Origin of the sequence: Bradyrhizobium sp. (assembly GCF_036009065.1) — a bacterium.
GTDB lineage: Bacteria > Pseudomonadota > Alphaproteobacteria > Rhizobiales > Xanthobacteraceae > Bradyrhizobium.
The window spans coordinates 1-21,865 of the sequence record NZ_DASYMN010000308.1 but is presented as its reverse complement, the minus strand read 5'-3'; the positions used below and the strand labels follow the sequence as shown (position 1 = coordinate 21,865).

Below are 21,865 nucleotides of genomic sequence, written 5' to 3'. Positions count from 1 at the left end.
ATCCGTCAAGGCATCGCCTGCGCGAAGCATCAAAATATGGCCGGCTCGGACATCGGCGACGATCACAAGGAATACTTCGCCGGTGAGGCCGCTCTGAAGGCCGGCGGCGCCCATAACACGATGAACCAGTTCGGCTAACGGTAACAGCAGGAGACGATCATGCCAGGCAGCAATTTTTGGGTTATCGGCGGCGAATTCGGCTCGATGAACTTCCACAAGCTGGTGGAAGGCTCGGCCCAGGTGCAGGGTCCGTTCAAGACGCGGAAAGAGGCGGAGGACGCCTGGAAAGAGGTGTCCGAGCAGAACCGTCATAAAGCCGGCGTACGCTTCTCCATCGTGGAAGAACCGAGCCGCGTCCCGGCCTGAACCGCCGGCAAAACATAACGTTCAAGGGCCAGCGGCCTTACCCGATTCCTCGGGTGGGGCCGTTGTCGTCCGGTACAAGTCATTGGTAACAAAGGGCCTTTGCGCCGAACGTGGTTACTGATAAGTTAATCGCGGCAACACCCTTAAGGAGCAGGCGTCCGCGATATGTCCGACGTGCCGAATTCTGCGACCGACCCTGCGGCTGAAAAGCCGATGCGGCTGCGCGATGCCTTGCGCAAAGCGCGGATCGAGGCGGCCGACCGCACCGGCGTCGTGGTCGATCTGCGCGACGCGGAAGTGGCCCGGCTTGAAATTCTGAATGAGGCGCTGGATCCACTGTTCGCGGAGATACCGAACCGGGTCGATCTGTTCGACCGCGGCATCAGCCAGGGCGAAAACCCGCGGCTGTGGATCGACGTGGTGGCGCATGTCGCGATGGGACGGGACAAGCGCATCTATCGCTTCGTACAGGACACCCGTTTCGGCCGCATCGTGCTCGCCGAATCCCACGAGGTCCCGGCGATCATCGATGCCGTCACCGACTATGTCGCGCGCCGCATGGTGGAGCGCGAACATGCGCTGGTCGCGACGCCACTTCCGGAGCCGGTCGCAGCCGAAAAACCGCGCCGCAGCGGATTCTGGACCTTCGCGCTGGGATTCATCCTCGGCGCGCTGGCGCTGTTCGGCCTCGCGCTGCTCGCGACGCTGCGGAATATGTGAATTCGTCATTCCGGGGCGCGCTTTTTCGCGCGAGCCCGGAATCCATGACCCCAGTAGTCGAGTTCAGCGTCCACACGCCGGCACAGGGAGTATGGATTCCGGGCCTGCGCCAAGAGGCGCATCCGGGAATGACGATGTAGTTAGTAAAGCGGCACCCGCCGCAATTCCTGAACTTCGTCACCTTTACCAAACCCGCGCACAAGCTGCTCGCAACGCCATGCATCGCCATCGCGCCCGATCGAAAACAGATTGTAAGCGGCAGCCGGATAATGCCCGTGCGCGATCGCGGAAGCCGAAGGCGCGCCGATCGCCGGAATGCGGCCTCGCGGACCATCGAACCACATGGTGGAATGGATGTGGTCGTGGCCGTGCAGGATCAGCTCCACGCCATGGCGTTGCAGTAGCGCCAGCAATGCGGTCGAGTCGGTCAGGCGCTTGTCCCACGAATCCGAACGCAGCGGATGATGGATCAGCAGCACTCGGAAGCCCTGTTCGGCAGACAATTGCGACAGCAGGCGGCCAAGCGCATCGCGTTGCGCCCGCCCAAGCCATCCCGTTGCCATGAAAGGCGGTGTCGGCACCGCCGAGGAGACGCCGATCAGCACCAGCGGGCCGCGTCGACGCACAAACGGAAATGTGATGGGACCAGCTGGCACCGCGCCGTCGCCGCGCAGATAATCTCCCCAAATTTCCGCAGCTCGATTCCGGGTAGCCCGCGCGTAGGCGTCGTGATTGCCGGGGACGACGGTGACATGTTCGGGAGTGCCGACGCTTTGCAGCCACGCACGGGCCGGCGCGAATTCCGCCTCCAGCGCGATGTTGACGAGATCGCCGGTAATGGCGATGTGGTCGGGCCGCTGCGCCCGCAGGTCGGCAACCAGCGCGTCCAGCACCTCGCGGCGATGAATCTTGTGACGCGTGCGCGTCCAGTGCAGATATCCCGTCACGCGTTTGCCGATAAGTTCGCGCAAGCTCGGCGCCGGCAACGGCGCAAGATGCGGATCCGACAGATGCGCCAGCGTGAATGCGGCCACTGAAACTATCCTGTGAAAGTCGCTAATGTTTTGGCAAGGTGTTCAACCCGAAGCAAGCAGCAAGGCTCCGCCGTCATGAATTTGCAGAATGGTCGGCGGAGGTTCGAGCCGGCGCTGCGCCGCGTCTTGCATCTGTATTGGCGGTTCGCCCGGGGCATGACATTGGGCGTTCGCGGCGTGGTGCTGGACCGCGACAACCGCGTCTTTCTGGTGAAGCACAGTTACGTGTCCGGCTGGCATCTGCCGGGCGGCGGCGTCGAAGTCGGCGAGACGTTTCGCGAGGCGCTGGCGCGGGAGTTGATGGAGGAGGGGCGGATCGAGCTGACGGGCGAGCCGGCGTTGCATGGCGTGTTCTTCAACAGCTATGCGTCGCGCCGCGACCATGTCGCGGTCTATCTGATCAGGCATTTTCGCCAGGACAGGCCGCCCGAGCCGAACCGCGAGATTGCCGCCTGCGGTTTCTTCGCCGCCGCTGCGTTGCCGGCTGAGACCACGGCAGGCACGCGTTTGCGGATCGCCGAAGTGCTCGAAAACAGGGAGCCCATCACCACCTGGCGTTAGAGATCGTTAGCGTTCGGCCCCTATGATCGACGGGCAAAAGTTAACGGATGTTAGGGATTGCGATGAGCGCCGCTCGGGACCTCAAACCTGCGCCAAAGCTTCGCGGCGACCTCGCCGGCATGGCGGAGGCGCTCGCGGAGTTTGCCAAACAGGAATTGCCGCAAGGGCAGACTGCGCAGCCGCGGGTCGCCGTGCTGATGCCGTGCTTCAACGAGGAAGCAGCGGTGGCAACGGTAATCGCCGATTTTCGCAAAGCCCTGCCGTCGGCGGAGATCTACGTCTACGACAACAACTCATCGGATCGCACCAAAGCCGTGGCGGTCGAGGCCGGCGCGCAGGTGCGCAGCGAGCGCCGCCAGGGCAAAGGCCACGTGGTGCGGCGAATGTTCGCCGATATCGACGCCGATATCTATGTTCTGGTCGATGGCGACGCGACCTATGATGCCGCCAGCGCGCCGCGCATGATCGGGACTCTTCTGGCCGGTCATCTCGACATGGTGGTGGGGTTTCGCGTCGATCAGGCCGAGGCCGCGTATCGGCCCGGCCATCGCACCGGCAATAGGATGCTGACCAGCTTCCTGTCGTCGGTGTTCGGCCAGGAATTCAAGGACATCCTGTCCGGCTATCGGGTGTTCTCGCGGCGTTTCGTCAAAACCTTCCCGGTGCTGTCCGATGGGTTCGAGATCGAAACCGAGTTGAGCGTGCACGCGTTGGAGCTGGCGTTGCCGGTCGCGGAAATCGAGACGCCTTATTATGCGCGATTGGAAGGCTCGTTCAGCAAGCTCAACACCTGGCGCGATGGCTTGCGCATTCTCAATACCATCATAAAACTCTACCGGTCGGAAAAGCCGCTGCGGTTCTTCGCGGCGATCGGCTTGTTCCTGATGCTGGTGTCGATCGGGCTCGCAATTCCCGTCGTCGTCACCTATTTCGAGGAAGGGCTCGTTCCGCGTCTGCCTACGGCGGTGCTGTCGATGGGCCTGATGATTCTGGCGGTACTGTCGGTCTCTTCCGGTCTGGTGCTGGATACGGTCACGCGCGGCCGGCGCGAGATGAAACTGCTGGCCTATCTGTCCCAGCCCGCGATGAACAACAACTGATGCGGCTTGCGCCTGGCCGCCACGATGGACCGCGCGTTCGTCAGATGCTATTCCGCGCCCTGATATGAGCGATCTTTCCCTGACCATATTGGCGGAAACAGCCAACGACGCGCAGGCGATCGAGCGCCTGCATGAGCGCACGTTTGGGCCCGGCCGTTTCGTGTTGAGCGCGTATCGCCTGCGCGAGCACGTCGACCACCGGCTTGATCTGTCGTTCACCGCCCGGATCGGCACACTGCTGGTCGGCTCGGTCAGGCAACTGCCGATTCTGATCGGCGATACGCCAGCCTTGCTGCTCGGGCCGTTGACGGTCGAGCCGCCGTTTCGCGGCCGCGGCGTCGGCCGCGCGCTGCTGGACCGCGCGGTGAGAGACGCCAAAGCCAGAGGCCATCGCCTGGTGCTGCTGGTTGGCGACGAGGCCTATTACGGCCGCGTCGGCTTCAAGATGATCCCGAAAGGCCGCGTAAAGATGCCGGGTCCAGTGGACTACGCACGCCTGCTGGTCGCCGAACTGGTCGATGGCGCGTTTGCCGATGTCGCCGGCGCGGTCCGGCCGGACTGGAGTTTCGCGAGGTAGTTCCTCGTGCCCCGGACGCAGCGCAGCGCGTAGCTCTTGCGCAGCGGTGCGTTGCAGAGCCGGGGCCCATGGAAGAGGTGCTGCAATCGGTTGCATGGATCTCGGCTCTGCGGTGCACCGCTGAAGAAGCGCTGCACCGCGTCCGGGACACAATGCGCCGATTCTAGAATTTCAGGTTCGCAAAGGCGCGCACGCCGATGCCGGGCAGCAAGACCTCGTCCTTGGTATAGGAGACGGAATTGCGGATATTTTCGTTCAGCAGGTTGTTGCCGACGAGGCCCACCGTCATTTCGCGCGCGCCGAAATACTTAGGATCGAGCCTGGTCTTGTAGCTGATCTCGGCCTTCAGCAAATTATAGCCCGGGGTCGGCGTTTCGGCGATCACCGCGACGTCGTTCTGTGCGAAAGCATGCAGCAGGTTGACGCGAACCAGCCAGTTCGCATCTCTCCAGAACAGGCCGCCTCCGAGACGAACCGGCGGGATTCGCGGAACATTGGTGCCGTCGGTGAAGGTCGCGCGAACGATATCGAATTGATTCTCAATGCCCCATGTGCCGCCATATAGCTGGGCTGCATCGAGCTGACTCTGGAATTCGCCGCCGCGGAAGATCGCGTCGCGCTGCGAATAGACCGCCTGCTTGAGTTCGTTGTCCGGGTTGCCGTCGCCGCAGGAGGCAAAATCGGTGCCGCACATCACGCCGGTCAGCCGCCGGAAGATAAAATTGTTGAAGCGGGTGTAATAGGCGGTGGCCTCAAACCGGAACGGGCCGGCGGCGCGCCGCAAACCGATTTCGACCGATTTTGCCGTTTCGATGGTCAGGTTCGGGTCGCCGATGTCGAACGTTCCGGTCGCGTCATGAGCGCCGCGCGAGAACAATTCGGCCGGTTTTGGCGCGCGCTCGACATATTGCGCCGTGACGCTGCCGACCAGATCCCAGGGAAGGTTCTGGATCAAGCCGACGCTGCCGCTTTTCGGCGTGTAGGATGGATTCCGCGCGATATTGAATTGCGGATTTCCGTCGGGCAAAAAGTCCGGCGGGAAATTCGGCATCGAGCCGTTGAGATCGACATGCTCGATACGTCCGGCGATCTGGGCCTTGGTTGATTCAGTGAACTTGAACTCGTTGAAGACGTAACCCGCGACGCGCGTGTTGTTGTTCGGGTCCCACAGCCCGTTGAAGAGCGTTCCTGGATTGTCAGGACTCGGAGCCGTCAGGTCCTGATGGCCCGCTTGCAGGCCAAACGCGGTCGTGACGGTTGCGAAACGCGCGTCGAACGGCATCAACTGCACCTCGACGCGGCCTTCCTGCTCCTTGTTAGTAAAAGTCTGCCGCACGCCGAGGGTCGAGAGATCGTTCGGGTCGGCCAGCCCGATTTCGTTGTGCCTGTAATCGGTGGCGCCGGCCCAGAACCGAATTGCGTCGATCGCCGCCGCATCGGGGCGATATTCACCCTTGGCGGTCAATTTGGTCTGGTGGGCGTCGATGCGCGTTTGATGATCGGCGCCGTCGATGCCGGGAATACGATACAGCGCGTCATTCTGCGTGATCGCAGCGCCAATGAAGCCGCCCTGGAAGATGTAGGAGCCTCCGATCGAGGCTCCATCCGCCTGCGCGGCGGAATTCGGCTGGCGGCCGTTGAACGGTTTGGTCGGATCGAACAGATAAGGGTAGCTCGGAATGTTGTAGTCGCCGGCCTTGCGCCCGTAGGCATCGGCATGAACCGCGAAATTGCCGCCGCCTGCATCGAGCAGGATCCCGCCCTCGGCGCCGCGATCGACTGAACTCACTGCCGTTCGTGTCTCGACTGTGGTGCAGGATGGCGCGCCAACGTTTGCAAGCGGCGCCTTGACCGGAACGCCGTAGGCTTGGAACGGCGCCGCGGCGCAGACCGGCAAAGCATCGGGAATCCGGTTGTTGGTGGCGCTGACCACGCCGCCGATCGACGTCGAGCCGTAGCGCAGGCCGGCGGGACCGCGGATTACTTCGATCTGATTTGTCGAGAGCGGATCGATCGGCACGAAATGATCCTCACCGAGATCGGAAGCGCCGCCGCCACCTACGCCATTCTCGACGATGCCGACGCGATTGACGTCGAGGCCGCGGATGATCGGCCGGCTCGAAGCGCCCGGCGCAAAGCTGGAGCCGGTGATGCCTGGCTTGGAGAACAGCAGGTCGCCCAGCGTCGCGCCGCCCGCGCGGCGAATTTCGTCGTTGGGCACCACGGTGACCGTTGCGAACTGATCGGTGACGATCGGAAGCACGCCGGGTTGCGGCGCCGCTGCGACCGGCGCGGGTTGCGGGTGCGGGGCCGGCTCGCGATTGCGGCTGGGGACAGCGCGCGCAACGCGCGCGGGTCTGGGCGAAGGAACGAGCTTTCGCCTCACGATCGGACTGGGTGCGGTTACCGTGATCTCCGGAAGGGCAGTCGCGCCGCCGGTCGCGGCGGGTGCTTGCGCATCCTGGGCTAACGCCGCGCTGCCGAATGCGCACAGCAACGCCGAACTCAAGGCGAGCAACGCATGTCTTGATGGGAATGACACTGTCCTGATCCTGCCAAAGCCGAATCCGCTTACGGATTGCGGCTTGCCGTCGATGTCAGACGGACCGATTTCGATTGATCTGGGGGAGACCGGCCACGCGTGGCGCGGCGATTTCCTTTGAGATCATCAAGCCATCGATGTCAGGAGGCAGGAGGAGCGCGAGGCTGGAACGCGACGCTTGTATGGTCCAGATGGACGAATTCGGCGTCGCTGGTCAGGTACAGGAATTCAACGGCCAGCGGCAGCAGCAGCACTGGCGGGGAGGCAAACAGTACCGCGTTGGCCAGCGCCATGACGGCGCAGATCGCGCAAGGATCGGTTGGCTGCTGATCGGAATCCTGATTGGAGGGGGTCTGCTGGCTTGCTTGCTGGATCGCAGGCGCGGCCTGCGCGGCGATGGCGTGAAAATGTCCGAACGACAGCACAAACTGAATCGCCAGCGCCAAGAGCGCCAGCCGCGAACCATGTCTGATGTTCGATCGGAACCAGTTCATGCCGAACCGCGCCTTTGCATCGGAGCCGCCAAGGCGTCCCGGCCGCTTCCGATGTTACACTATAACATCGCTGGGGTAGGTCGATGATGTCAACGACAGCCCGGCCGCCTGCCGAATTGAAATCGGGAGTGTGGGATTAGTGCAACGCTACGCTCAGCGCCCCTCGCGCAGCCAGGTCGCCGCGAAGGCGCCGAGCAGCAGCAGCAGCCCGATCAGTCCGGCGAAGATCGGCAGTACGCCGACGCCGCGCACCACGCTGGCGTCGCGCATCTTCACGCCCATCCAGCCGTCGCCGCGGAATATTCCGGATGCGCGCACCGGAACGATGCGCGGCAGGTCGATGCTCGAGCCGTCAACAATGCGCCGTGCGTCGCCGCCGGTCGCCTGCGCCAGCGGCTTCAGCATGTCAGTGGTTGAGGTGACTTCGGAAAATTCCTTCGGATTGATCGGACCGACATTGATCAGCGCTTTCAGCGTGCCGTCGGTGGCCTGCCACAAACCGAGTTCATCGGCCGGCGTCGCCGAGCGCCATAGCCCGGGCTCGCTCAGGCCCAGGGTCAACTCGCGCGTCTTGCCGGAAGGCGACGTCACCGTCACCGGCGTGACGCTGTCGGACATGGTCTGGCGCAGCACCGCCAGGTCCTTGCCTTGGGTCTGCAGCCGCAGCGCCTCTTCGTCGAGGTCGGGCTGCTTCATCAGCCAGTGCGACATCCGCCGCAGCAAATCGAGATGCGGACCGCCGCCCTCATAGCCGCGCGCCCACAACCAGATATGGTCGGACAGCAGCAATGCGACGCGGCCTTCGCCGAAGCGCGACAGCAGCAGCAGCGGCTTGCCGTCCGCGCCGGTCATCACCGGAGGCCCGCTGGTGTTGCGCGTTTCCACGGTGCGGAAGAACCGGCTCCAGCGCGGCGGCTCGCTGGCCGAACCCTCAAGCCCGCGCGTCACCGGATGACGTTTGCCGGCGTCGCTGAGATGCGCATAGAACGGCTTCTCGGTAACGCCGACCGGCTCGGCCGGCAGCACCGAATCCAGCGGCGTCCGCCAGATGCTCGTGGTCGAGGCGTAGTCCGGACCGGCCGAGACCAGCACCGCGCCGCCGGCGCGCACGTAGCGCGCGATGTTGTCGAAATAGGCGATCGGCAGCACGCCCTGGCGGGCGTAGCGGTCGAAGATGATCAGCTGAAACTCGTTGATCTTCTGCTGGAACAATTCGCGGGTCGGAAACGCGATCAGCGACAACTCGTTGATCGGCGTGCCGTCCTGCTTTTCCGGCGGCCGTAGAATGGTGAAGTGCACCAGATCGACGCTGGCGTCCGATTTCAGCAAATTGCGCCAGGTGCGCTCGCCGGCATGCGGCTCGCCGGACACCAGCAGCACCCGCAATTTGTCCCGCACGCCGTCGATCGCGACCACGGCGCGGTTGTTGACCAGCGTCAGTTCGTTCTCCAGCGGCGAGGCCTCGATCTCGACGATGTTGGGTCCTGCGTGCTTGATGTCGATATCGATATTGGCGGTCTGGCCGCTGAGCAGCGTACGCTCGTTGATCACCTCGCCGTCGCGGCGCACCACGATCCTTGCGCGCTCGCCCGTAACGCCCTGATCGTCGAGCCGGTAGGTGATGGTCTGGGTCTGTCCGACGATGCCGAATCGCGGCGCCGCCGAAATCGCGATACGGCGGTCGCGCTCGTCCTTGCGTCCGGTAACCAGCGCATGCACGGGTGCGGTGAATCCGAGCGCAGCCGCATTGGCAGGGACATCGTGGACGCGGCCATCGGTAATCATGAACGCACCGGCGACGCGATCGGTCGGAACATCCGACAGCGCGGACGACAGCGCGCCGAACAGTTTCGTGCCGTCGGTTTCGCCGTCGGCCTGCCCGGCCTCGACCACGCGGACCTCGAGCCCCTTGATCTGCTTGAGGCTGTTGACCAGCGCCTCCCGCGCCTGTTCGCTCTCGCGGGCGCGCTCGCCGAATCCCTGGCTCGGGCTCTTGTCGAGCACGACGGCGGCCACCGACGACAGCGGCTCCCGTTCTTCACGGGTGAAGGACGGGTTGGTCAGCGCCAGCAGGATCAGCGCCAGCGCCGCCACGCGCACCGCAGCCCCACGCGATCGGCCGAGCAGCAGCAGGCCGGCGATCACGACGATCGCGGCGAGCGCGATCCACAGCACCAGCGAAGGGACAAGCGGCGTAAATGCGATGCCGTAGTTCATGACACTACTGTCCCAGCCGTTCGATCAGCGCAGGCGCGTGCACCTGGTCGGCCTTGTAGTTGCCGGTCAGCGTGTACATCACGATGTTGACGCCGGCGCGGAAGGCGAATTCGCGCTGCCGCGGTTCACCCGGCGACAACGGCAGCATCGGCTGCCCATCCGGCCGCAGCGCCCAGGCGCCGGCCAGATCGTTGGAGGTGATGATGATCGGCGAGACGCCGTCGCCGCCGCGCGCCGGCTTCGAGGCGGCTTCATCGTCGTCCTCGCGCGGCAGGGTTTCAACCCAGGTCTGGCCCGAGTTGAAGCGGCCGGGAAAATCACGCAACAGGTAGAAGGTTTTGGTCAGCACGTGTTCGCGGGGCACCGGTTCGAGTTCGGGCACCTCGAGCGACGACAGGATACTGCGCAACGCCAGCATTCCGGGCGTCTGCGATTCCCCGCCCGGCCCCGGCGGCGCCTCGATCGCGTCGCGGGTATCGAACAGCACGGTGCCGCCTTGCTTCATGTAGGCGTCGATGCGGTTGATGGCGTCCTGCGGTGGTTTCTGCGCGCCGGGCACCACCGGCCAGTAGATCAGCGGAAAGAAAGCCAGTTCATCGCGCGCCGGATCGATGCCGACGGGGTCGCCGGCCTCCAGCGCGGTGCGTTGCGCGAGGAACAGGGTCAGCCCGGCCATGCCGGCCTTGACGATGGAATCCACGTCGGCATTTCCGGTGAGGACGTAAGCCAGATGCGTTTGCGAGACCGCCTTGATCGCAAAATCGTCGTTGGCATCGGCGCGCAACGGCGTCGGTATCGCCGTGATCGCGGACAAAGCGAGTGCGAACGCAAGTGCTGCCGGCACGGCCCGCCGCCGCAGCAACGCGGCGATGCCGCCGCCGAGCAACGCGATGATGATCGCATCGATCATGAACAGCGCCAGCGATGACGACAACAGGATGCCCCTTAAGTCACGCGGCTCCGCGTTGGTGTAGCTGGCCCGGCGCGCCTTCAGGGCAGACGTGTCGAGCGGCGCGATGCGATCTGCCGCCGCCAGCGTGTTGACCGCGAGAGGTCCGTCTGCAGGCCCGTAGAAGCCGGGCGGATGATCGATCGTCGCGCGGTCGCGGAAGTCGGCGGGCAGCGGTTTTGCGGTGGAGGGCGGCGGTCCGAACGCGCCAAAACCGTCCAGCGTGCGCAATGGCGCCATGGTTTCGGCGGTCGCTTCGCCGGCGACGCCTGCGCCGGGAGTCGACGTGTATCCTGAGATATCGACGATTCGCCTGAGCATTTCGACAAAGGTGCCAGACATTGGCAGGTCCGACCAGCGCATATCGGCGCTGACGTGAAACAGGGTGACCAGGCCCTTGCCGCGATGTTCGCCCGTCACCAGCGGGGTGCCGTCCACCAGCGAGGCCCAGCTCTTGGTAGCCAGCACCGCGTCGGGCTCGGCCAGCACCTGCCGGCTGATGGTGATGTCCTTCGGCACCGGCAGGCCGGCGAACGGCCCGTCGGCCGCGAACGAGGCCAGATGCTGCGGCTTTTCCCAGGTCAGGCTGCCGCCGAGACTACGTCCGCCGCGCCGAAGTTTCACCGGCACGAGGTCGTCATCCGCCTGCGCCAGACGGGGACCTGCGAAACGCACCAGCACGCCGCCTTGTTCAATCCATGCACTGAGGCGTTCGCGAATCTCCGGTGACAACGTGCCGACGTCGGCGAGCACGATCATCGGCAGCTTCTGATCGAGAAACTGGGTGATCGCCTGCTGCGCCGCGCCCTTGTCGCCGAGCCGCACGTCGGCGAACGGGGCCAGCGCCCGGGTGAGATAGAATGTCGAGGCCAGCAAGGGCTGCGCGGTGTCGTTGGTCGATCCTGAGACGATGCCGATGGCGCGGCGGCGCCAGCGCTTGTCGAGCAGTTGCACCGCGCCGGCGGAGCGCTCGCCCGCGATCTCGAGCCGTGCGATATCGTTGCGCAATTCCACCGGCAGGTCGAACGCGGCTTCGGTCTCGCGATCCTGCGGCGCGAACGTATAGCGGGCCTCGCCGATCGGCGAGCCTTTCTGGTCGAGACCGCGCACGATACCGGTATCGATGGCGATGCTGCCATTGGCGCGGAGCACCTTCACCGTCATTTTCACGGCCGCGTTTTCAGCTGCGACCAGGGCATGTGCTGGTGGTGCGCCCTCGTAGATCGTCAGCGTGCGATCCCCGATCGTTTTGCTCAACCCCTCCAGGAATTCCGCTCCGCGCCCGGTATCGACGCCATCGGATAGCCAGGCGATCTCGCCGTCGCCGGTGGCCTTGAGGAAACGTTCGATGGCGGGCAGGGTTTCCACCCGCTCGATGGAGTAAGGTTTTGGCGCAAACTGGCGCAATGCGACGCGCGCGGTACCGCCCGGCATGATTGTAATGTCGCGCGCCGGGTCCGACAACGGAACAAGTGCGACGCCGCGACGGTCGTTGTCGGCGTTGGCGATCAGTTCGTCCGCGGCCTTGATCCGCGCATCCCAACTGGCGGCGGCGCTCCAGCCATCGTCGAGCAGGATCACCAGCGGCGCATTGCTGCCGGCCACACCGGTCTGCGGATTCCAGATCGGCCCGGCGGCAGCCAGGATCACCAGCGCCGCCGCCGTCAGGCGCAGCAGCGTTAGCCACCATGGCGTGCGCGACGGGGTCTCTTCCTTCGGCGCGATGTCGAACAACAGCCGCGTCGGCGGAAACTCGATGCGCCGCGGGCGTGGCGGCATCACCCGCAGCAGCCACCACAGCACCGGCAGGCTGAGCAGGCCCAGCAGCAGCGCGGGTTGGGCAAAGGAGAGAGGAAGTCCGAAAATCATGCCGTTCGCCCCGCTTTGACGCCGGCGGTGCGCACGCTGCCCTTGTTGACCATCATGCCGCTATGCAGGAACAGCAGCAGTTCGGCGGCCGAACGGCTGGTGGTGTGGGTCGAGAACATCCAGTCGAGCTTGTTGGTCTCGGCGCGGATTTCGTCGCGGTGCCGTGCCACGCGCGCAACGTAGTCGCCGGTCCATTTTTCCGCGCGGCCGGCGGTGATCGCGCCGCCGCCTTCGGGCTCGATGAATTCGACGCGTCCCGAATAGGGAAAGCTTTCTTCCGCAGGATCGACGATCTGCACCAGCACGCCGTGGGCGCCGGATGCCGACAATCCGCCGAGCATGGTCTTGATCTCCGATATCGGCGACCAGAAATCGGATAGCACCACGATTTCGGCCAGTGCGGACGGCACGAACGACGGTGGCAAGCTAGAGCGGGTGGCTTCATCGTGCAGCATCGCCTGCGCCATCTTGTCGATCACGGTGCGGCTCGCGGTCGGCGTCATCAGGCCGGGAATGCCGACGCGTTCGCCGCCGGAGACCAGCAGTTCGGCGAGCGCGAAGGTCACGATCAGCCCGCGCTCCAATTTGCTGTCGCGCGCCTGTTTCGACGCGAACACCATCGACGGCGAGCGGTCCGGCCACAGCCACACCGTATGCGCGGCTTCCCATTCCTGCTCGCGGACATAGAGATGATCGTCGCGCGCGGAACGCCGCCAGTCGACGTTCTGCGACGGCTCGCCCGACACGAAGCGGCGGTACTGCCAGAAGCTCTCGCCTGAGCCGGCGCGCCGGCGGCCGTGCAACCCGTGAATCACGTTGGCGGCGATGCGGCGGGCTTCGAGCACCAGGCGCGGCAGCGACGCGGCGAGCGTTCGGCTTTCGCCATCGGCGCGCCGGACTGCTGTGATTTCCTGTTTCGCGTGCTCTGCCGCCAGTGCCATCAACCGATCCGTGTCTTCAATTGCCGGATCACGTCGGGAATGGTGCGGCCTTCGGCGCGCGCCGAGAACGTCAGCGCCATGCGGTGCTTGAGGATCGGCTCGGCAAGATCGAGCACGTCGTCGATCGACGGCGCGAGGCGCCCGTCGAGTAGCGCGCGGGCGCGAACCGCGAGCATCAGCGATTGGCTGGCGCGCGGACCCGGTCCCCACGCGATCAGCTTGCCGGCCTCGCCGCCTTCCGGGCCCGGACGCGCGGAGCGCACCAGCGACAGGATCGCTTCCACCACCGAATCGCCTACCGGCAGCCGCCGCACCAGCCGCTGCGCGGTGATGAGCACGTCCGCCGACATCGCGGTCTTGGCGAGGGTTTCCTCCGCGCCGGTGGTCTCGAACAGGATGCGCCGCTCGGCGTCGCGGTCGGGATAATCGACGTCGATCTCCATCAGGAAGCGGTCGAGCTGCGCCTCCGGCAGCGGGTAAGTACCCTCCTGTTCCAGCGGGTTCTGCGTCGCCAGCACATGGAACGGTTTCGGCAGATCGTGCCGCGCACCGGCCACGGTAATGTGCTGCTCCTGCATCGCCTGCAGCAGCGCCGACTGGGTGCGCGGGCTGGCGCGGTTGATTTCGTCGGCCATCAGGAGCTGCGCGAACACCGGGCCGGAGATGAAGCGGAATGAGCGTTTGCCGGAACTGCTCTCGTCGAGCACCTCGGCGCCCAGAATGTCCGAGGGCATCAGGTCAGGTGTGAACTGGATGCGCTTGGCATCGAGCCCGAGCGTGATGCCTAGGGTTTCCACCAGCTTGGTCTTGGCGAGGCCGGGCACGCCGATCAGAAGTGCGTGACCGCCGGACAGGATGGTCACCAGGGTGTTCTCGATCACCCGGTCCTGACCGAAGATGACGGTGGAGATCGCGTCTTTCGCCGCGCGAATCTGCCCCGCGACCTGCTCGGCGGAGCGGACGATCACGTCTTCAAGTTTCTCGACACTGTCTGCGCCAGCCATCCGTCACTCCTTCTCGAAACGCCGCCAATTCCGTCGTCATGTCACGACCCTCATGCTAAACTTAAGCGAAGGCCATGTATTTGTTGAATTAAACTATCCCCACCTTATCGGCATTCGGGGCCAGGAACGGCATCACGATATGGCGATTGATGTGGAATCGTACCTTACGGAAGACTTGCACCAATCGTGCCAAATCGAGGCGATCAAACTCAGGGTAAACCATGGCGAAGCAAGGGCAAAACGCGAACCAAAACCTTGATGGGCTCACTACGGCCGCGCGAGATGCCGCCGCCGGCAAGGGATTGCCGCCGGTGCACTTGTGGAATCCGCCATTTTGCGGCGATCTCGACATGCGAATCGCCGGCGACGGCACCTGGTTCTATCAGGGTACCCCGATCGGCCGGCCGGCGCTGGTCCGGTTGTTCTCGACGATCCTCAAACGCGAGGACGGCAAGCACTTTCTCGTGACCCCGGTGGAGAAGGTCGGCATTCGCGTCGACGACGCGCCATTCCTGGCGGTGGAAATGCTGAAGGAAGACGAGGCGCGCGGACGGATGCTGCGCTTCCGGACCAATGTGGACGATTGGGTCGACTGCGATGCCGCGCACCGCCTGCGATTCGAGGCGGCCGCCGATGGTGGGCTGACACCCTATCTTCACGTCCGTGCCGATCTCTGGGCCAAGGTCACCCGGGCGCTCTATTACGATCTGGTTGACATGGGCGAGGAGCGAGTGGTCGATGGGCGCGCGATGTTTGGCGTTGCGTCCGCGGGCGAATTCTTCGCGATGGCGGATGCGGCGCAGGCGAGGGAAGCGCGTTGAACGAACCCATGCTGAAGACAGATCCCCGCGCGGCGGACATCGGCTCGGCGGAATTTTTCGACCGCGCGCGCGCGCGGCTGCGTTTCGAGATTCCGCCCGGCCTCAACGACGCAAGCATTATTCCGATAAGTGGCGATCCGGGCAACGACCGCATGCTGCAGATCATCGCCCAGGAACGGCCGATCCGCCCCGCGGCGGTGCTGATTCCGATTGTGGACCACCCGCAGCCGACCGTGCTGCTGACGCAGCGTGCCGCGCATCTCAACGATCACGCCGGCCAGATCTCGTTCCCCGGCGGCAAGATCGATGCGACCGATGCGTCGCCGCTCGATGCCGCATTGCGCGAGGCCGAGGAAGAGATCGGCCTTACCCGCGAATTCGTCGATCCGATCGGCTATCTCGACTTGTATGCGACCGGTTTCGGCTTTCGCATCCTGCCGACGCTGGCGCGGGTGAAGCCGGGCTTCAAATTGCGCATCAACGAAACCGAAGTGGACGACGCGTTCGAGGTGCCGCTGGCGTTCCTGATGGATCCGGCCAACCATCAACTGCACAGCAAGGAATTCCGCGGCATGGAGCGCTCCTATTATGCGATGCCGTTCGCCGAGCGATATATCTGGGGCGCGACCGCGGGAATCCTGCGCGTGCTGTACGAGCGGATCTATCTGCCATGATCCGTCCGGTTTTGACTGAGATCGGAATTTTCCTGATCCCGTTCGCGGTCTATGCGTTGTTTCTGGTCGCAACCCGCTCCGGCGTGATGCTTCAAACCTCGTGGCCGTTGCATGTGATCGCCAAGCTGGTGCTGGGCTCGCTGCTGCTGGTCATCGTCAGCTTCATCCTGCTCGCGCATTTTTCCGGAGCGCCGCCGAATTCGACCTACATTCCCGCCCACATCGAAAACGGCAAGTTCGTTCCCGGGGTGGAGAAATGAGCGGTGGCCGCGTGTTGCGCGATGCGCCGTGGCTCAGCTCCGGTCCTGCCGCGCGCGTGCTCGAGCTGCTCAATGGCGACGGCGAGGAAGCGCGCGTGATCGGCGGCGCGGTCCGCAACGCGCTGCTGAACATCCCGATCGGCGATATCGATATCGCGACCACCGCGTTGCCCGACCAAGTGATCCGCCGCGCCAGGGCCGCCGGCATCAAGAGCGTGCCGACCGGCATCACGCATGGCACGGTGACGCTCGTCGTCGAAAGCCAGCCATTCGAGGTCACGACATTGCGCGAGGACATCGAAACCTTTGGCCGCAAGGCGAAGGTCGCGTTCGGCCGCGACTGGGTTCGCGATGCGCAGCGGCGCGATTTTACGATCAACGGTCTGTCCGTCGGCGCCGATGGCGAGGTTCACGACCACGTCGGCGGCCTGGAGGATATCGCGGCAAAGCGCGTGCGCTTTATCGGCGATCCGGATCAGCGTATTGCCGAGGATTACTTACGCATTCTGCGCTTCTTCCGCATGCATGCCGCGTTCGGCGCGGGCGAGCCCGATCGCGATGGAGTTCTCGCCTGCATTCGCGGACGCCCGGGCCTTGCCGGCCTTTCCGCCGAGCGGGTGCGGATGGAAATGCTGAAGCTTTTGGTCGCCGACGGCGCCGCCAGAGCAGTTGTCGCGATGCAGGATGGCGGGCTGCTGCTGGCGCTGTTCGGCGGCGTGACCTATCGCGGGCCGTTGATAGCCATGATCGCGGCGGAGCGCATGCTTGGGCTCAAGGCGGACCCGATCCGCAGGCTTGGCGCGCTCGGCGTCGCCGTCACCGAGGACGCTAAACGCCTTGCGATCCGCTTGCGGCTAACCAACGGCGAAACCAAGGCGCTGGATTCCATGGGCCATCGCTGGTGGCGGCTTGCCGGGATGGACGAGGCGACCGCAAGGCGGCGATTGTACCGCCTCGGCGAGGCGCGCTACCGCGACCGGCTGCTGCTGGCATGGGCGCGGGCGGGCGGCAATACCGATCCAGCGCCGTGGCACGGCCTTGCGACCCTGCCGGAGCGCTGGAGTGCGCCGAATTTTCCCCTCAAGGCGGCCGATTTCAAGGCGCGCGGCATCGCGGAAGGTCCCGCGCTCGGGCACGTGCTCGCGCTCGCCGAAGACGCCTGGCTCGCGGCGGATTTTCCGTTGGAAAAATCCGCGCTGGCCGCCATCGCCGATCAAAGCGCGGCGCGGTTTGCCCGCGACCACCGGCTGTGAATATCATCTCCGGCTTTGCCGACATCTCGTTGTTGCAGCTGCTGCTGGTTGCTGGCGTCGCCTTGCTCGCCGCCGTGGTCGGCGGCCTCGCGGGCTACGGCACCGGCGCGCTGATGCCGCTGGTACTGGTGCCGCTGATCGGCGCCGAGCCGGTGGTGCCGATCATCGCCATCTCGTCGATCTTCACCAATCTCAGCCGCTGTGCCGCCTATCTTCGCTACGTCGACCACCGCCGCGCGCTGATCGTGATTTCCGCGGCGGCGGTGACGACGGCACTGGGCGCCTACGGGTACACGCGGCTGACCGGTGCCGGCGCCGCGCTGGTGATCGGCGCCATGTTGATCCTGAGCGTCCCGCTGCGGCGACTGCTCAAGCGCCGCGAGTTAAGGATCGGCGACGCGGGATTGGGCGTCGGCGCGGCCGGCTATGGCGTGGTGGTCGGCGGCACCTCGGGCTCAGGGGTAATTCTGCTGTCGCTGCTGATGGCGGCGGGCCTCGAAGGCGCGGCCGTCATCGCAACCGACGCCGTGGTTTCGGTGGCGACCAGCATCATCAAGATTTCGGTGTTCGGCCTCGCCGGTGTCGTCACCGCGCAGGTGCTGGCGTTCGCTCTGCTGATCGGCGCGGTGGCGCTGCCCGGCACTTTTCTGGCGCGAGCCTTCGTCGAGCGCATGCCGGTGCATATCCACACGGGAATCCTCGATGTCGCCGTCATTGCGGGCGGCACAGTGATGATTTCATCGGCCGCGCGGCATTTATTTTGATTTCGCTTGCCCGAGCAGGCTGGCGAGGTCGGGACCAAGGCCGACGCTATCAAGCGCAGGCGGCGCAGATGCACGCCGATCTGTGCGCGCCGCCGCCGCAATGGCCGCGCGTGTGCCGGCCTCGACCGAGCACAGCAAGGGAATCGGCACCGACGGTTGAATCCGCGCGGCAAGACCGGCCAGCGCGGCGCCGCCGAGGATCACCACATCCGCGCCGTCTTCCGCAGCACAGGCCGTGCAGGCCGCGGCGAGCTGGGCGAGCGCGGCCTCGGGATCACGCGCGATCCGGTCGCCGGTCGGCGCAATGGTGCGAACCGCAGCGAGCCGCTCCGCCAGCCCCAGCCACGCGACGAACTCCGTCAGCATCGGCCCCCACAACGCGCCGCCGGTGACGATGGCGAAGCGGCGTCCGCGATTGCAGGCTTCAAGGCAGGAGGCTTCGGCCATGCCGATCACCGGCACCGGCGAGATTTCCCGCAACGCCGCCAGGCCGGGATCGCCGAAGCAGGCCAGATACACCGCGTCGCAGCCGCCGACATGCTGCGCCAGCGCATCGAGCGCGGCATGGCCGGCGATCGCGGCCGCGGCGCGGCTCGAAATGTATTTGGCGCCGAAGCGGCCGGTCACAGGAACGAACATCGCTGCGTCGCCTGCGATGGCGCCTGCGTGGTCCGCCACGAGGGCGGTGACGGATTCGGTGGTGTTCGGATTGATCAGCAGGATGCGCAAAATTGTCGGCCTCTCGCAAACGGGGCCGCTACGGCCACTTCACCTCGGGCGGCATCGACGACAGGATCGAATCGACATTGCCGCCGGTCTTCAGCCCGAAGATGGTGCCGCGGTCGTACAGCAGGTTGAACTCCACATAGCGCCCGCGCCGGATCAACTGTTCCTCGCGGTCTTCCGCGCTCCACGGCGTATCAAAGTTGCGCCGGACGATCTCGGGATAGATTTTCAGCAGCGCGCGGCCGACGTCCTGCGTAAACGCGAGGTCGGCGTCCCAGTCGCCGCTGTCGTGCCAGTCATAGAAGATGCCGCCGATGCCGCGCGCTTCCTGGCGGTGCGGCAGGTAAAAGTACTCGTCGCACCATGTCTTGTACTTGTCATAGGGCGCGATCGCGGCGTGGGCGTCGCAGGCGGCCTTCAGCGCGGCATGAAACGCAACCGTATCGGCGTCCTCCTGGGTCTTCCTGCGGCCCAGCACCGGCGTCAAGTCGGCGCCGCCGCCGAACCACGCCTTTGTGGTGACGACGAAGCGGGTGTTCATGTGCACCGCCGGCACGTTCGGATTGCGCATATGCGCGATCAGCGAGACGCCCGACGCCCAGAAATGCGGATCGTCGGCCGCGCCGGGAATCTGCGCGCGGAATTCCGGCGCGAACTCGCCGTGCACGGTCGAGCAGTGCACGCCGACCTTCTCGAACAGCCTTCCGCGCAGCACGCTCATCACGCCGCCGCCGCCGGGCTGGCCGGTGTGATCGGTGCGGTCCCAGGGCGTGCGCTCGAAGCGTCCGGCGTCGCCGGGATAGAGCCCGGCCGGCGCCTCGTCTTCGAGTTTTTCGAATGCGGCGCAGATGTCGTCGCGCAGGTATTCGAACCACGCCCGCGCGCGCGCCTTTTGATCGTCAATCGTCATTGCGCGCGCATTCCGTTCTCCCGCGATGCAGTCTGCCTCAGCGCCTCGCCGAGCGCCATCGCCGCGGCCATCGCGACGTTGAGCGAGCGCAGGCCCGGCTCGATCGGGATCACCAGCCGCGCATCGGCGGCGACGACCACGTCGTCGGGCACGCCGGCGGATTCCCTTCCAAACAACAAGATGTCATCGGCCTCATAGCGATAGTCGAGATAGGGCAGGGCGCCCTTGGTAGAGAACAGGATCACCCGAAAACCCTTTTCGCGCCGCCATTGCTCGAATTTCGTCCAGGAGTCGTGACGCTGGATGATCACCTGATCGACATAATCCATGCCCGCCCGGCGGAAGTGCCGGTCGGACACCGGAAATCCGGCGGGTTCGATAATATGGGCCTCGACATTCAGGCAGGCGCAGAGCCGCAGAATCGTGCCGGTGTTCTGTGGGATGTCGGGCTGGAAAAGCGCAATACGCATCCCTCACGACGCCGCTTCGATTACCCGGTCCTTCGCTTCCTCCAGGAATGCGATGACGTGTTCTCGCGTTACCGAGGGAAACCCGTCGAGAAACTCATCGATTGTTTCTCCTGCCTCCAGGTAGTCAAGCCGGGTTTGCACAGGAATTCTCGTACCGTGAAACACGGCGGTGCCGCCCATGACATCGAGGGTTCCTGATACAATTGGCTGCTTCATCGTCATCGACCGTCCGGCTTGAGCAACGCGCCGATCTCGTCTGCCGATACAAACTCGCCGCGCTTTGCCTGGGCCAGCCCTTCTTCAATCGCAGCCAATTCGTCGTCGTCGGGGCGATAAAACTCACCCTCCTGCGCCTCCAGCGCGAGTAACAATTGCGCGGCATCTTCCTGGCGCTCGAGCGGCCACGTCAAAGCGCGGTCGAGAACCTCTTTTACCTGATCTTTGGTCATGGTCGATCATATGCCAGAAGGCTCTTTGCGTATAGACAGGCGCGCCATGGCCGGCCCGGTCAGGACGCCCGAATTCTGCGGGATGCCGGGCTGAAAAAGCGCGGGTCCGCATTCGGCAATGGCCCTTCCGGTCGCCATGAAATCTAAGAATAATTCGACGCGCTGCGCGGATTTAGTGCATTGCACGCAAGTCTGCCGCTCCCGGGCTTGCGCTCTTCCGGCAAGGGTGCCAATAGAACGATTCTGGACCGTGTGTTCCGCCCGTTTGGCCGGGACAAGTGGTCGTTCTGCCGCCGCGGGGTCGCGGGCGCCGGCAGCCTCTCCGGGCCGTTCGCTATCCATGCGCTGCCAGGGGCGGTTCCACCGGCTGCAGATGAGAAAGGGCTTGGAATCGTGACGACAGCGTCTTCGGCGGATGATCATCCCACGCGCCGTGATTTCCTCTTCGTTGCCACTGGAGCCGCGGCTGTTGTTGGCGGTGCGGCGGCCCTCTGGCCGCTGATTGCCCAGATGAACCCGGATGCATCGACCATTGCCGCGGGTGCGCCGATCGAAGTCGACCTGACGCCGATCGCGGAAGGTCAGGACATCAAGGTGTTCTGGCGCGGCAAGCCGATCTACATCATGAACCGCACCAAGAAGCAGATCGAGGAAGCCCAGAAGGTCAACGTCGCCAGCCTGCCCGACCCGCAGCCGGATTCGGCAAGGGTCAAGGAAGGCCACGACCAGTGGCTGGTGGTGATCGGGATCTGCACCCATCTCGGCTGCATTCCGATTGCCCATGATGGCAATTACGACGGCTTCTTCTGCCCCTGCCATGGCTCGCAATACGATTCCTCGGGCCGCATTCGTCAGGGGCCGGCGCCGTCCAATTTGGCCGTTCCTCCCTACGCTTTTCTCTCCGACAGCAAGATCAAGATCGGCTGAGGCCGCAAGGCCAGGGCTGACCGCGTCGCTTCATCTCCTCAGGATCGCATCATGAGCGGACCATCCACCTACCAGCCGCAAAACGCCGTCATCGCATGGATCGAGCGGCGGCTGCCGATCTTCGGCCTGATCCACTCATCCTTCATAGCCTATCCGACGCCGCGCAACCTGAATTACTGGTGGACGTTCGGCGGCATCCTCTCCTTCATGCTGGCGGTGCAGATCGTGACCGGCGTC

23 protein-coding genes and 1 pseudogene are annotated in these 21,865 nt (G+C 64.8%); 12 read left to right on the top strand and 12 right to left on the bottom strand.

From position 1 onward, the window contains the following. Positions 1 to 159: 159 nt before the first annotated feature. Together VGP39_RS19035 and VGP39_RS19030 are read left to right on the top strand one after the other, a co-directional pair. Positions 160 to 366, top strand: a complete 207-nt coding sequence (locus tag VGP39_RS19035) for a DUF4170 domain-containing protein (protein WP_327569650.1) — start codon at positions 160 to 162, stop codon at positions 364 to 366. Between the two features lie 165 nt (positions 367 to 531). After that, the gene (locus VGP39_RS19030; protein ID WP_327569649.1) at positions 532 to 1,086 is read left to right on the top strand and encodes a hypothetical protein; all 555 of its coding nucleotides are present in this window, start codon (positions 532 to 534) and stop codon (positions 1,084 to 1,086) included. A gap of 140 nt (positions 1,087 to 1,226) precedes the next feature. Here the strand turns inward: VGP39_RS19030 and VGP39_RS19025 are convergent, their stop codons facing one another. Then, entirely contained in the window at positions 1,227 to 2,120 is an 894-nt protein-coding gene (locus VGP39_RS19025; protein WP_327569648.1) for a metallophosphoesterase, read from the bottom strand. Between the two features lie 75 nt (positions 2,121 to 2,195). Between VGP39_RS19025 and VGP39_RS19020 the strand changes: the two genes are divergently transcribed. The 3 genes from VGP39_RS19020 to VGP39_RS19010 all read left to right on the top strand — a co-directional run bounded on the left by VGP39_RS19020 (position 2,196) and on the right by VGP39_RS19010 (position 4,358). Continuing rightward, positions 2,196 to 2,681 (top strand): NUDIX domain-containing protein, encoded by a 486-nt coding sequence (locus VGP39_RS19020; RefSeq protein ID WP_327569647.1) that lies wholly within the window; start codon positions 2,196 to 2,198, stop codon positions 2,679 to 2,681. 119 nt (positions 2,682 to 2,800) lie between these two features. Beyond that, on the top strand, positions 2,801 to 3,781 hold the full coding sequence (locus VGP39_RS19015) for a glycosyltransferase family 2 protein (protein ID WP_327569652.1): 981 nt from the start codon (positions 2,801 to 2,803) through the stop codon (positions 3,779 to 3,781). 64 nt (positions 3,782 to 3,845) lie between these two features. Next, positions 3,846 to 4,358 (top strand): N-acetyltransferase, encoded by a 513-nt coding sequence (locus VGP39_RS19010; protein ID WP_327569646.1) that lies wholly within the window; start codon positions 3,846 to 3,848, stop codon positions 4,356 to 4,358. A gap of 163 nt (positions 4,359 to 4,521) precedes the next feature. Here the strand turns inward: VGP39_RS19010 and VGP39_RS19005 are convergent, their stop codons facing one another. From VGP39_RS19005 to VGP39_RS18980, 6 genes are all read right to left on the bottom strand, one after another. Further along, positions 4,522 to 6,900 (bottom strand): TonB-dependent receptor, encoded by a 2,379-nt coding sequence (locus VGP39_RS19005; RefSeq protein WP_327569645.1) that lies wholly within the window; start codon positions 6,898 to 6,900, stop codon positions 4,522 to 4,524. Positions 6,901 to 7,040: 140 nt separating this feature from the next. Then, positions 7,041 to 7,394 carry a DUF2946 domain-containing protein gene (locus VGP39_RS19000; RefSeq protein ID WP_327569644.1) on the bottom strand — a complete coding sequence of 118 codons (354 nt, stop codon included), beginning with the start codon at positions 7,392 to 7,394 and terminating at the stop codon, positions 7,041 to 7,043. 153 nt (positions 7,395 to 7,547) lie between these two features. Further along, complete coding sequence (locus tag VGP39_RS18995; protein WP_327569643.1) at positions 7,548 to 9,611, bottom strand: hypothetical protein; 2,064 nt, start codon at positions 9,609 to 9,611, stop codon at positions 7,548 to 7,550. 4 nt (positions 9,612 to 9,615) lie between these two features. Next, entirely contained in the window at positions 9,616 to 12,426 is a 2,811-nt protein-coding gene (locus tag VGP39_RS18990; RefSeq protein WP_327569651.1) for a DUF4159 domain-containing protein, read from the bottom strand. Beyond that, positions 12,426 to 13,370: a DUF58 domain-containing protein gene (locus VGP39_RS18985; protein ID WP_327569642.1), complete on the bottom strand. Its 945-nt coding sequence runs from the start codon at positions 13,368 to 13,370 to the stop codon at positions 12,426 to 12,428. Before VGP39_RS18985 ends, VGP39_RS18990 begins: the two co-directional genes overlap by 1 nt. Further along, positions 13,370 to 14,374: a MoxR family ATPase gene (locus VGP39_RS18980; protein WP_327569641.1), complete on the bottom strand. Its 1,005-nt coding sequence runs from the start codon at positions 14,372 to 14,374 to the stop codon at positions 13,370 to 13,372. The genes VGP39_RS18985 and VGP39_RS18980 overlap by 1 nt, the downstream gene beginning before the upstream one ends. A 221-nt stretch (positions 14,375 to 14,595) precedes the next feature. Here VGP39_RS18980 and VGP39_RS18975 point away from each other — a divergent pair, with 221 nt between their 5' ends. The 5 genes from VGP39_RS18975 to VGP39_RS18955 are packed head-to-tail and all read left to right on the top strand — an operon-like array spanning position 14,596 to position 18,146. Next, positions 14,596 to 15,195, top strand: coding sequence for a DUF1285 domain-containing protein (locus VGP39_RS18975; protein WP_327569640.1), 600 nt, complete (start codon positions 14,596 to 14,598; stop codon positions 15,193 to 15,195). An 8-nt stretch (positions 15,196 to 15,203) separates the two neighbouring features. Continuing rightward, entirely contained in the window at positions 15,204 to 15,869 is a 666-nt protein-coding gene (locus tag VGP39_RS18970; RefSeq protein ID WP_414644729.1) for a CoA pyrophosphatase, read from the top strand. Continuing rightward, the gene (locus tag VGP39_RS18965) at positions 15,866 to 16,129 is read left to right on the top strand and encodes a DUF6111 family protein (RefSeq protein WP_327569638.1); all 264 of its coding nucleotides are present in this window, start codon (positions 15,866 to 15,868) and stop codon (positions 16,127 to 16,129) included. The genes VGP39_RS18970 and VGP39_RS18965 overlap by 4 nt, the downstream gene beginning before the upstream one ends. Further along, on the top strand, positions 16,126 to 17,382 hold the full coding sequence (locus tag VGP39_RS18960) for a CCA tRNA nucleotidyltransferase (RefSeq protein ID WP_327569637.1): 1,257 nt from the start codon (positions 16,126 to 16,128) through the stop codon (positions 17,380 to 17,382). Before VGP39_RS18965 ends, VGP39_RS18960 begins: the two co-directional genes overlap by 4 nt. Further along, on the top strand, positions 17,379 to 18,146 hold the full coding sequence (locus tag VGP39_RS18955; protein ID WP_327569636.1) for a TSUP family transporter: 768 nt from the start codon (positions 17,379 to 17,381) through the stop codon (positions 18,144 to 18,146). The genes VGP39_RS18960 and VGP39_RS18955 overlap by 4 nt, the downstream gene beginning before the upstream one ends. On the opposite strand, the gene VGP39_RS18950 is transcribed toward VGP39_RS18955, so the two are convergent. Genes VGP39_RS18950 through VGP39_RS18930 form a run of 5 tightly spaced genes read right to left on the bottom strand, consistent with a single transcriptional unit; the run spans position 18,138 to position 20,701 of the window. Then, a complete protein-coding gene (locus VGP39_RS18950) occupies positions 18,138 to 18,875 on the bottom strand; it encodes an aspartate/glutamate racemase family protein (RefSeq protein ID WP_327569635.1) in 738 nt (245 codons plus the stop codon). The genes VGP39_RS18955 and VGP39_RS18950 overlap by 9 nt on opposite strands. A gap of 28 nt (positions 18,876 to 18,903) precedes the next feature. Beyond that, positions 18,904 to 19,782, bottom strand: coding sequence for an oxygen-dependent coproporphyrinogen oxidase (hemF, locus tag VGP39_RS18945; protein ID WP_327569634.1), 879 nt, complete (start codon positions 19,780 to 19,782; stop codon positions 18,904 to 18,906). Continuing rightward, positions 19,779 to 20,252, bottom strand: a complete 474-nt coding sequence (locus VGP39_RS18940) for a tRNA (cytidine(34)-2'-O)-methyltransferase (protein WP_327569633.1) — start codon at positions 20,250 to 20,252, stop codon at positions 19,779 to 19,781. Before VGP39_RS18940 ends, hemF begins: the two co-directional genes overlap by 4 nt. A gap of 3 nt (positions 20,253 to 20,255) precedes the next feature. Further along, on the bottom strand, positions 20,256 to 20,474 hold the full coding sequence (locus tag VGP39_RS18935; RefSeq protein WP_327569632.1) for a DUF433 domain-containing protein: 219 nt from the start codon (positions 20,472 to 20,474) through the stop codon (positions 20,256 to 20,258). Beyond that, complete coding sequence (locus tag VGP39_RS18930; protein ID WP_327569631.1) at positions 20,471 to 20,701, bottom strand: hypothetical protein; 231 nt, start codon at positions 20,699 to 20,701, stop codon at positions 20,471 to 20,473. The genes VGP39_RS18935 and VGP39_RS18930 overlap by 4 nt, the downstream gene beginning before the upstream one ends. Positions 20,702 to 21,094: 393 nt before the next feature. On the opposite strand from VGP39_RS18930, the gene petA reads away from it, so the two are divergent. Together petA and VGP39_RS18920 are read left to right on the top strand one after the other, a co-directional pair. Continuing rightward, positions 21,095 to 21,628, top strand: coding sequence for a ubiquinol-cytochrome c reductase iron-sulfur subunit (gene petA / locus VGP39_RS18925; protein ID WP_327569630.1), 534 nt, complete (start codon positions 21,095 to 21,097; stop codon positions 21,626 to 21,628). Between the two features lie 51 nt (positions 21,629 to 21,679). Further along, positions 21,680 to 21,865 (top strand): annotated as a pseudogene (locus tag VGP39_RS18920) (hypothetical protein); the annotation flags it as partial.

Bases quoted from the DNA above. Each gene is read 5' to 3' on its own strand.
- VGP39_RS18965 (WP_327569638.1), top strand. From the start codon at position 15,866: ATGATCCGTCCGGTTTTGACTGAGATCGGAATTTTCCTGATCCCGTTC.
- VGP39_RS18940 (WP_327569633.1), bottom strand. From the start codon at position 20,252: ATGCGTATTGCGCTTTTCCAGCCCGACATCCCACAGAACACCGGCACG.
- VGP39_RS18960 (WP_327569637.1), top strand. From the start codon at position 16,126: ATGAGCGGTGGCCGCGTGTTGCGCGATGCGCCGTGGCTCAGCTCCGGT.
- VGP39_RS19035 (WP_327569650.1), top strand. From the start codon at position 160: ATGCCAGGCAGCAATTTTTGGGTTATCGGCGGCGAATTCGGCTCGATG.
- VGP39_RS18930 (WP_327569631.1), bottom strand. From the start codon at position 20,701: ATGACCAAAGATCAGGTAAAAGAGGTTCTCGACCGCGCTTTGACGTGG.
- hemF (WP_327569634.1), bottom strand. From the start codon at position 19,782: ATGACGATTGACGATCAAAAGGCGCGCGCGCGGGCGTGGTTCGAATAC.
- VGP39_RS18975 (WP_327569640.1), top strand. From the start codon at position 14,596: ATGGCGAAGCAAGGGCAAAACGCGAACCAAAACCTTGATGGGCTCACT.
- VGP39_RS18995 (WP_327569643.1), bottom strand. From the start codon at position 9,611: ATGAACTACGGCATCGCATTTACGCCGCTTGTCCCTTCGCTGGTGCTG.
- VGP39_RS19015 (WP_327569652.1), top strand. From the start codon at position 2,801: ATGGCGGAGGCGCTCGCGGAGTTTGCCAAACAGGAATTGCCGCAAGGG.
- VGP39_RS18935 (WP_327569632.1), bottom strand. From the start codon at position 20,474: ATGACGATGAAGCAGCCAATTGTATCAGGAACCCTCGATGTCATGGGC.
- VGP39_RS19000 (WP_327569644.1), bottom strand. From the start codon at position 7,394: ATGAACTGGTTCCGATCGAACATCAGACATGGTTCGCGGCTGGCGCTC.
- VGP39_RS19020 (WP_327569647.1), top strand. From the start codon at position 2,196: ATGAATTTGCAGAATGGTCGGCGGAGGTTCGAGCCGGCGCTGCGCCGC.
- VGP39_RS19010 (WP_327569646.1), top strand. From the start codon at position 3,846: ATGAGCGATCTTTCCCTGACCATATTGGCGGAAACAGCCAACGACGCG.
- VGP39_RS19030 (WP_327569649.1), top strand. From the start codon at position 532: ATGTCCGACGTGCCGAATTCTGCGACCGACCCTGCGGCTGAAAAGCCG.
- VGP39_RS18985 (WP_327569642.1), bottom strand. From the start codon at position 13,370: ATGGCACTGGCGGCAGAGCACGCGAAACAGGAAATCACAGCAGTCCGG.
- VGP39_RS18970 (WP_414644729.1), top strand. From the start codon at position 15,204: ATGCTGAAGACAGATCCCCGCGCGGCGGACATCGGCTCGGCGGAATTT.
- VGP39_RS18980 (WP_327569641.1), bottom strand. From the start codon at position 14,374: ATGGCTGGCGCAGACAGTGTCGAGAAACTTGAAGACGTGATCGTCCGC.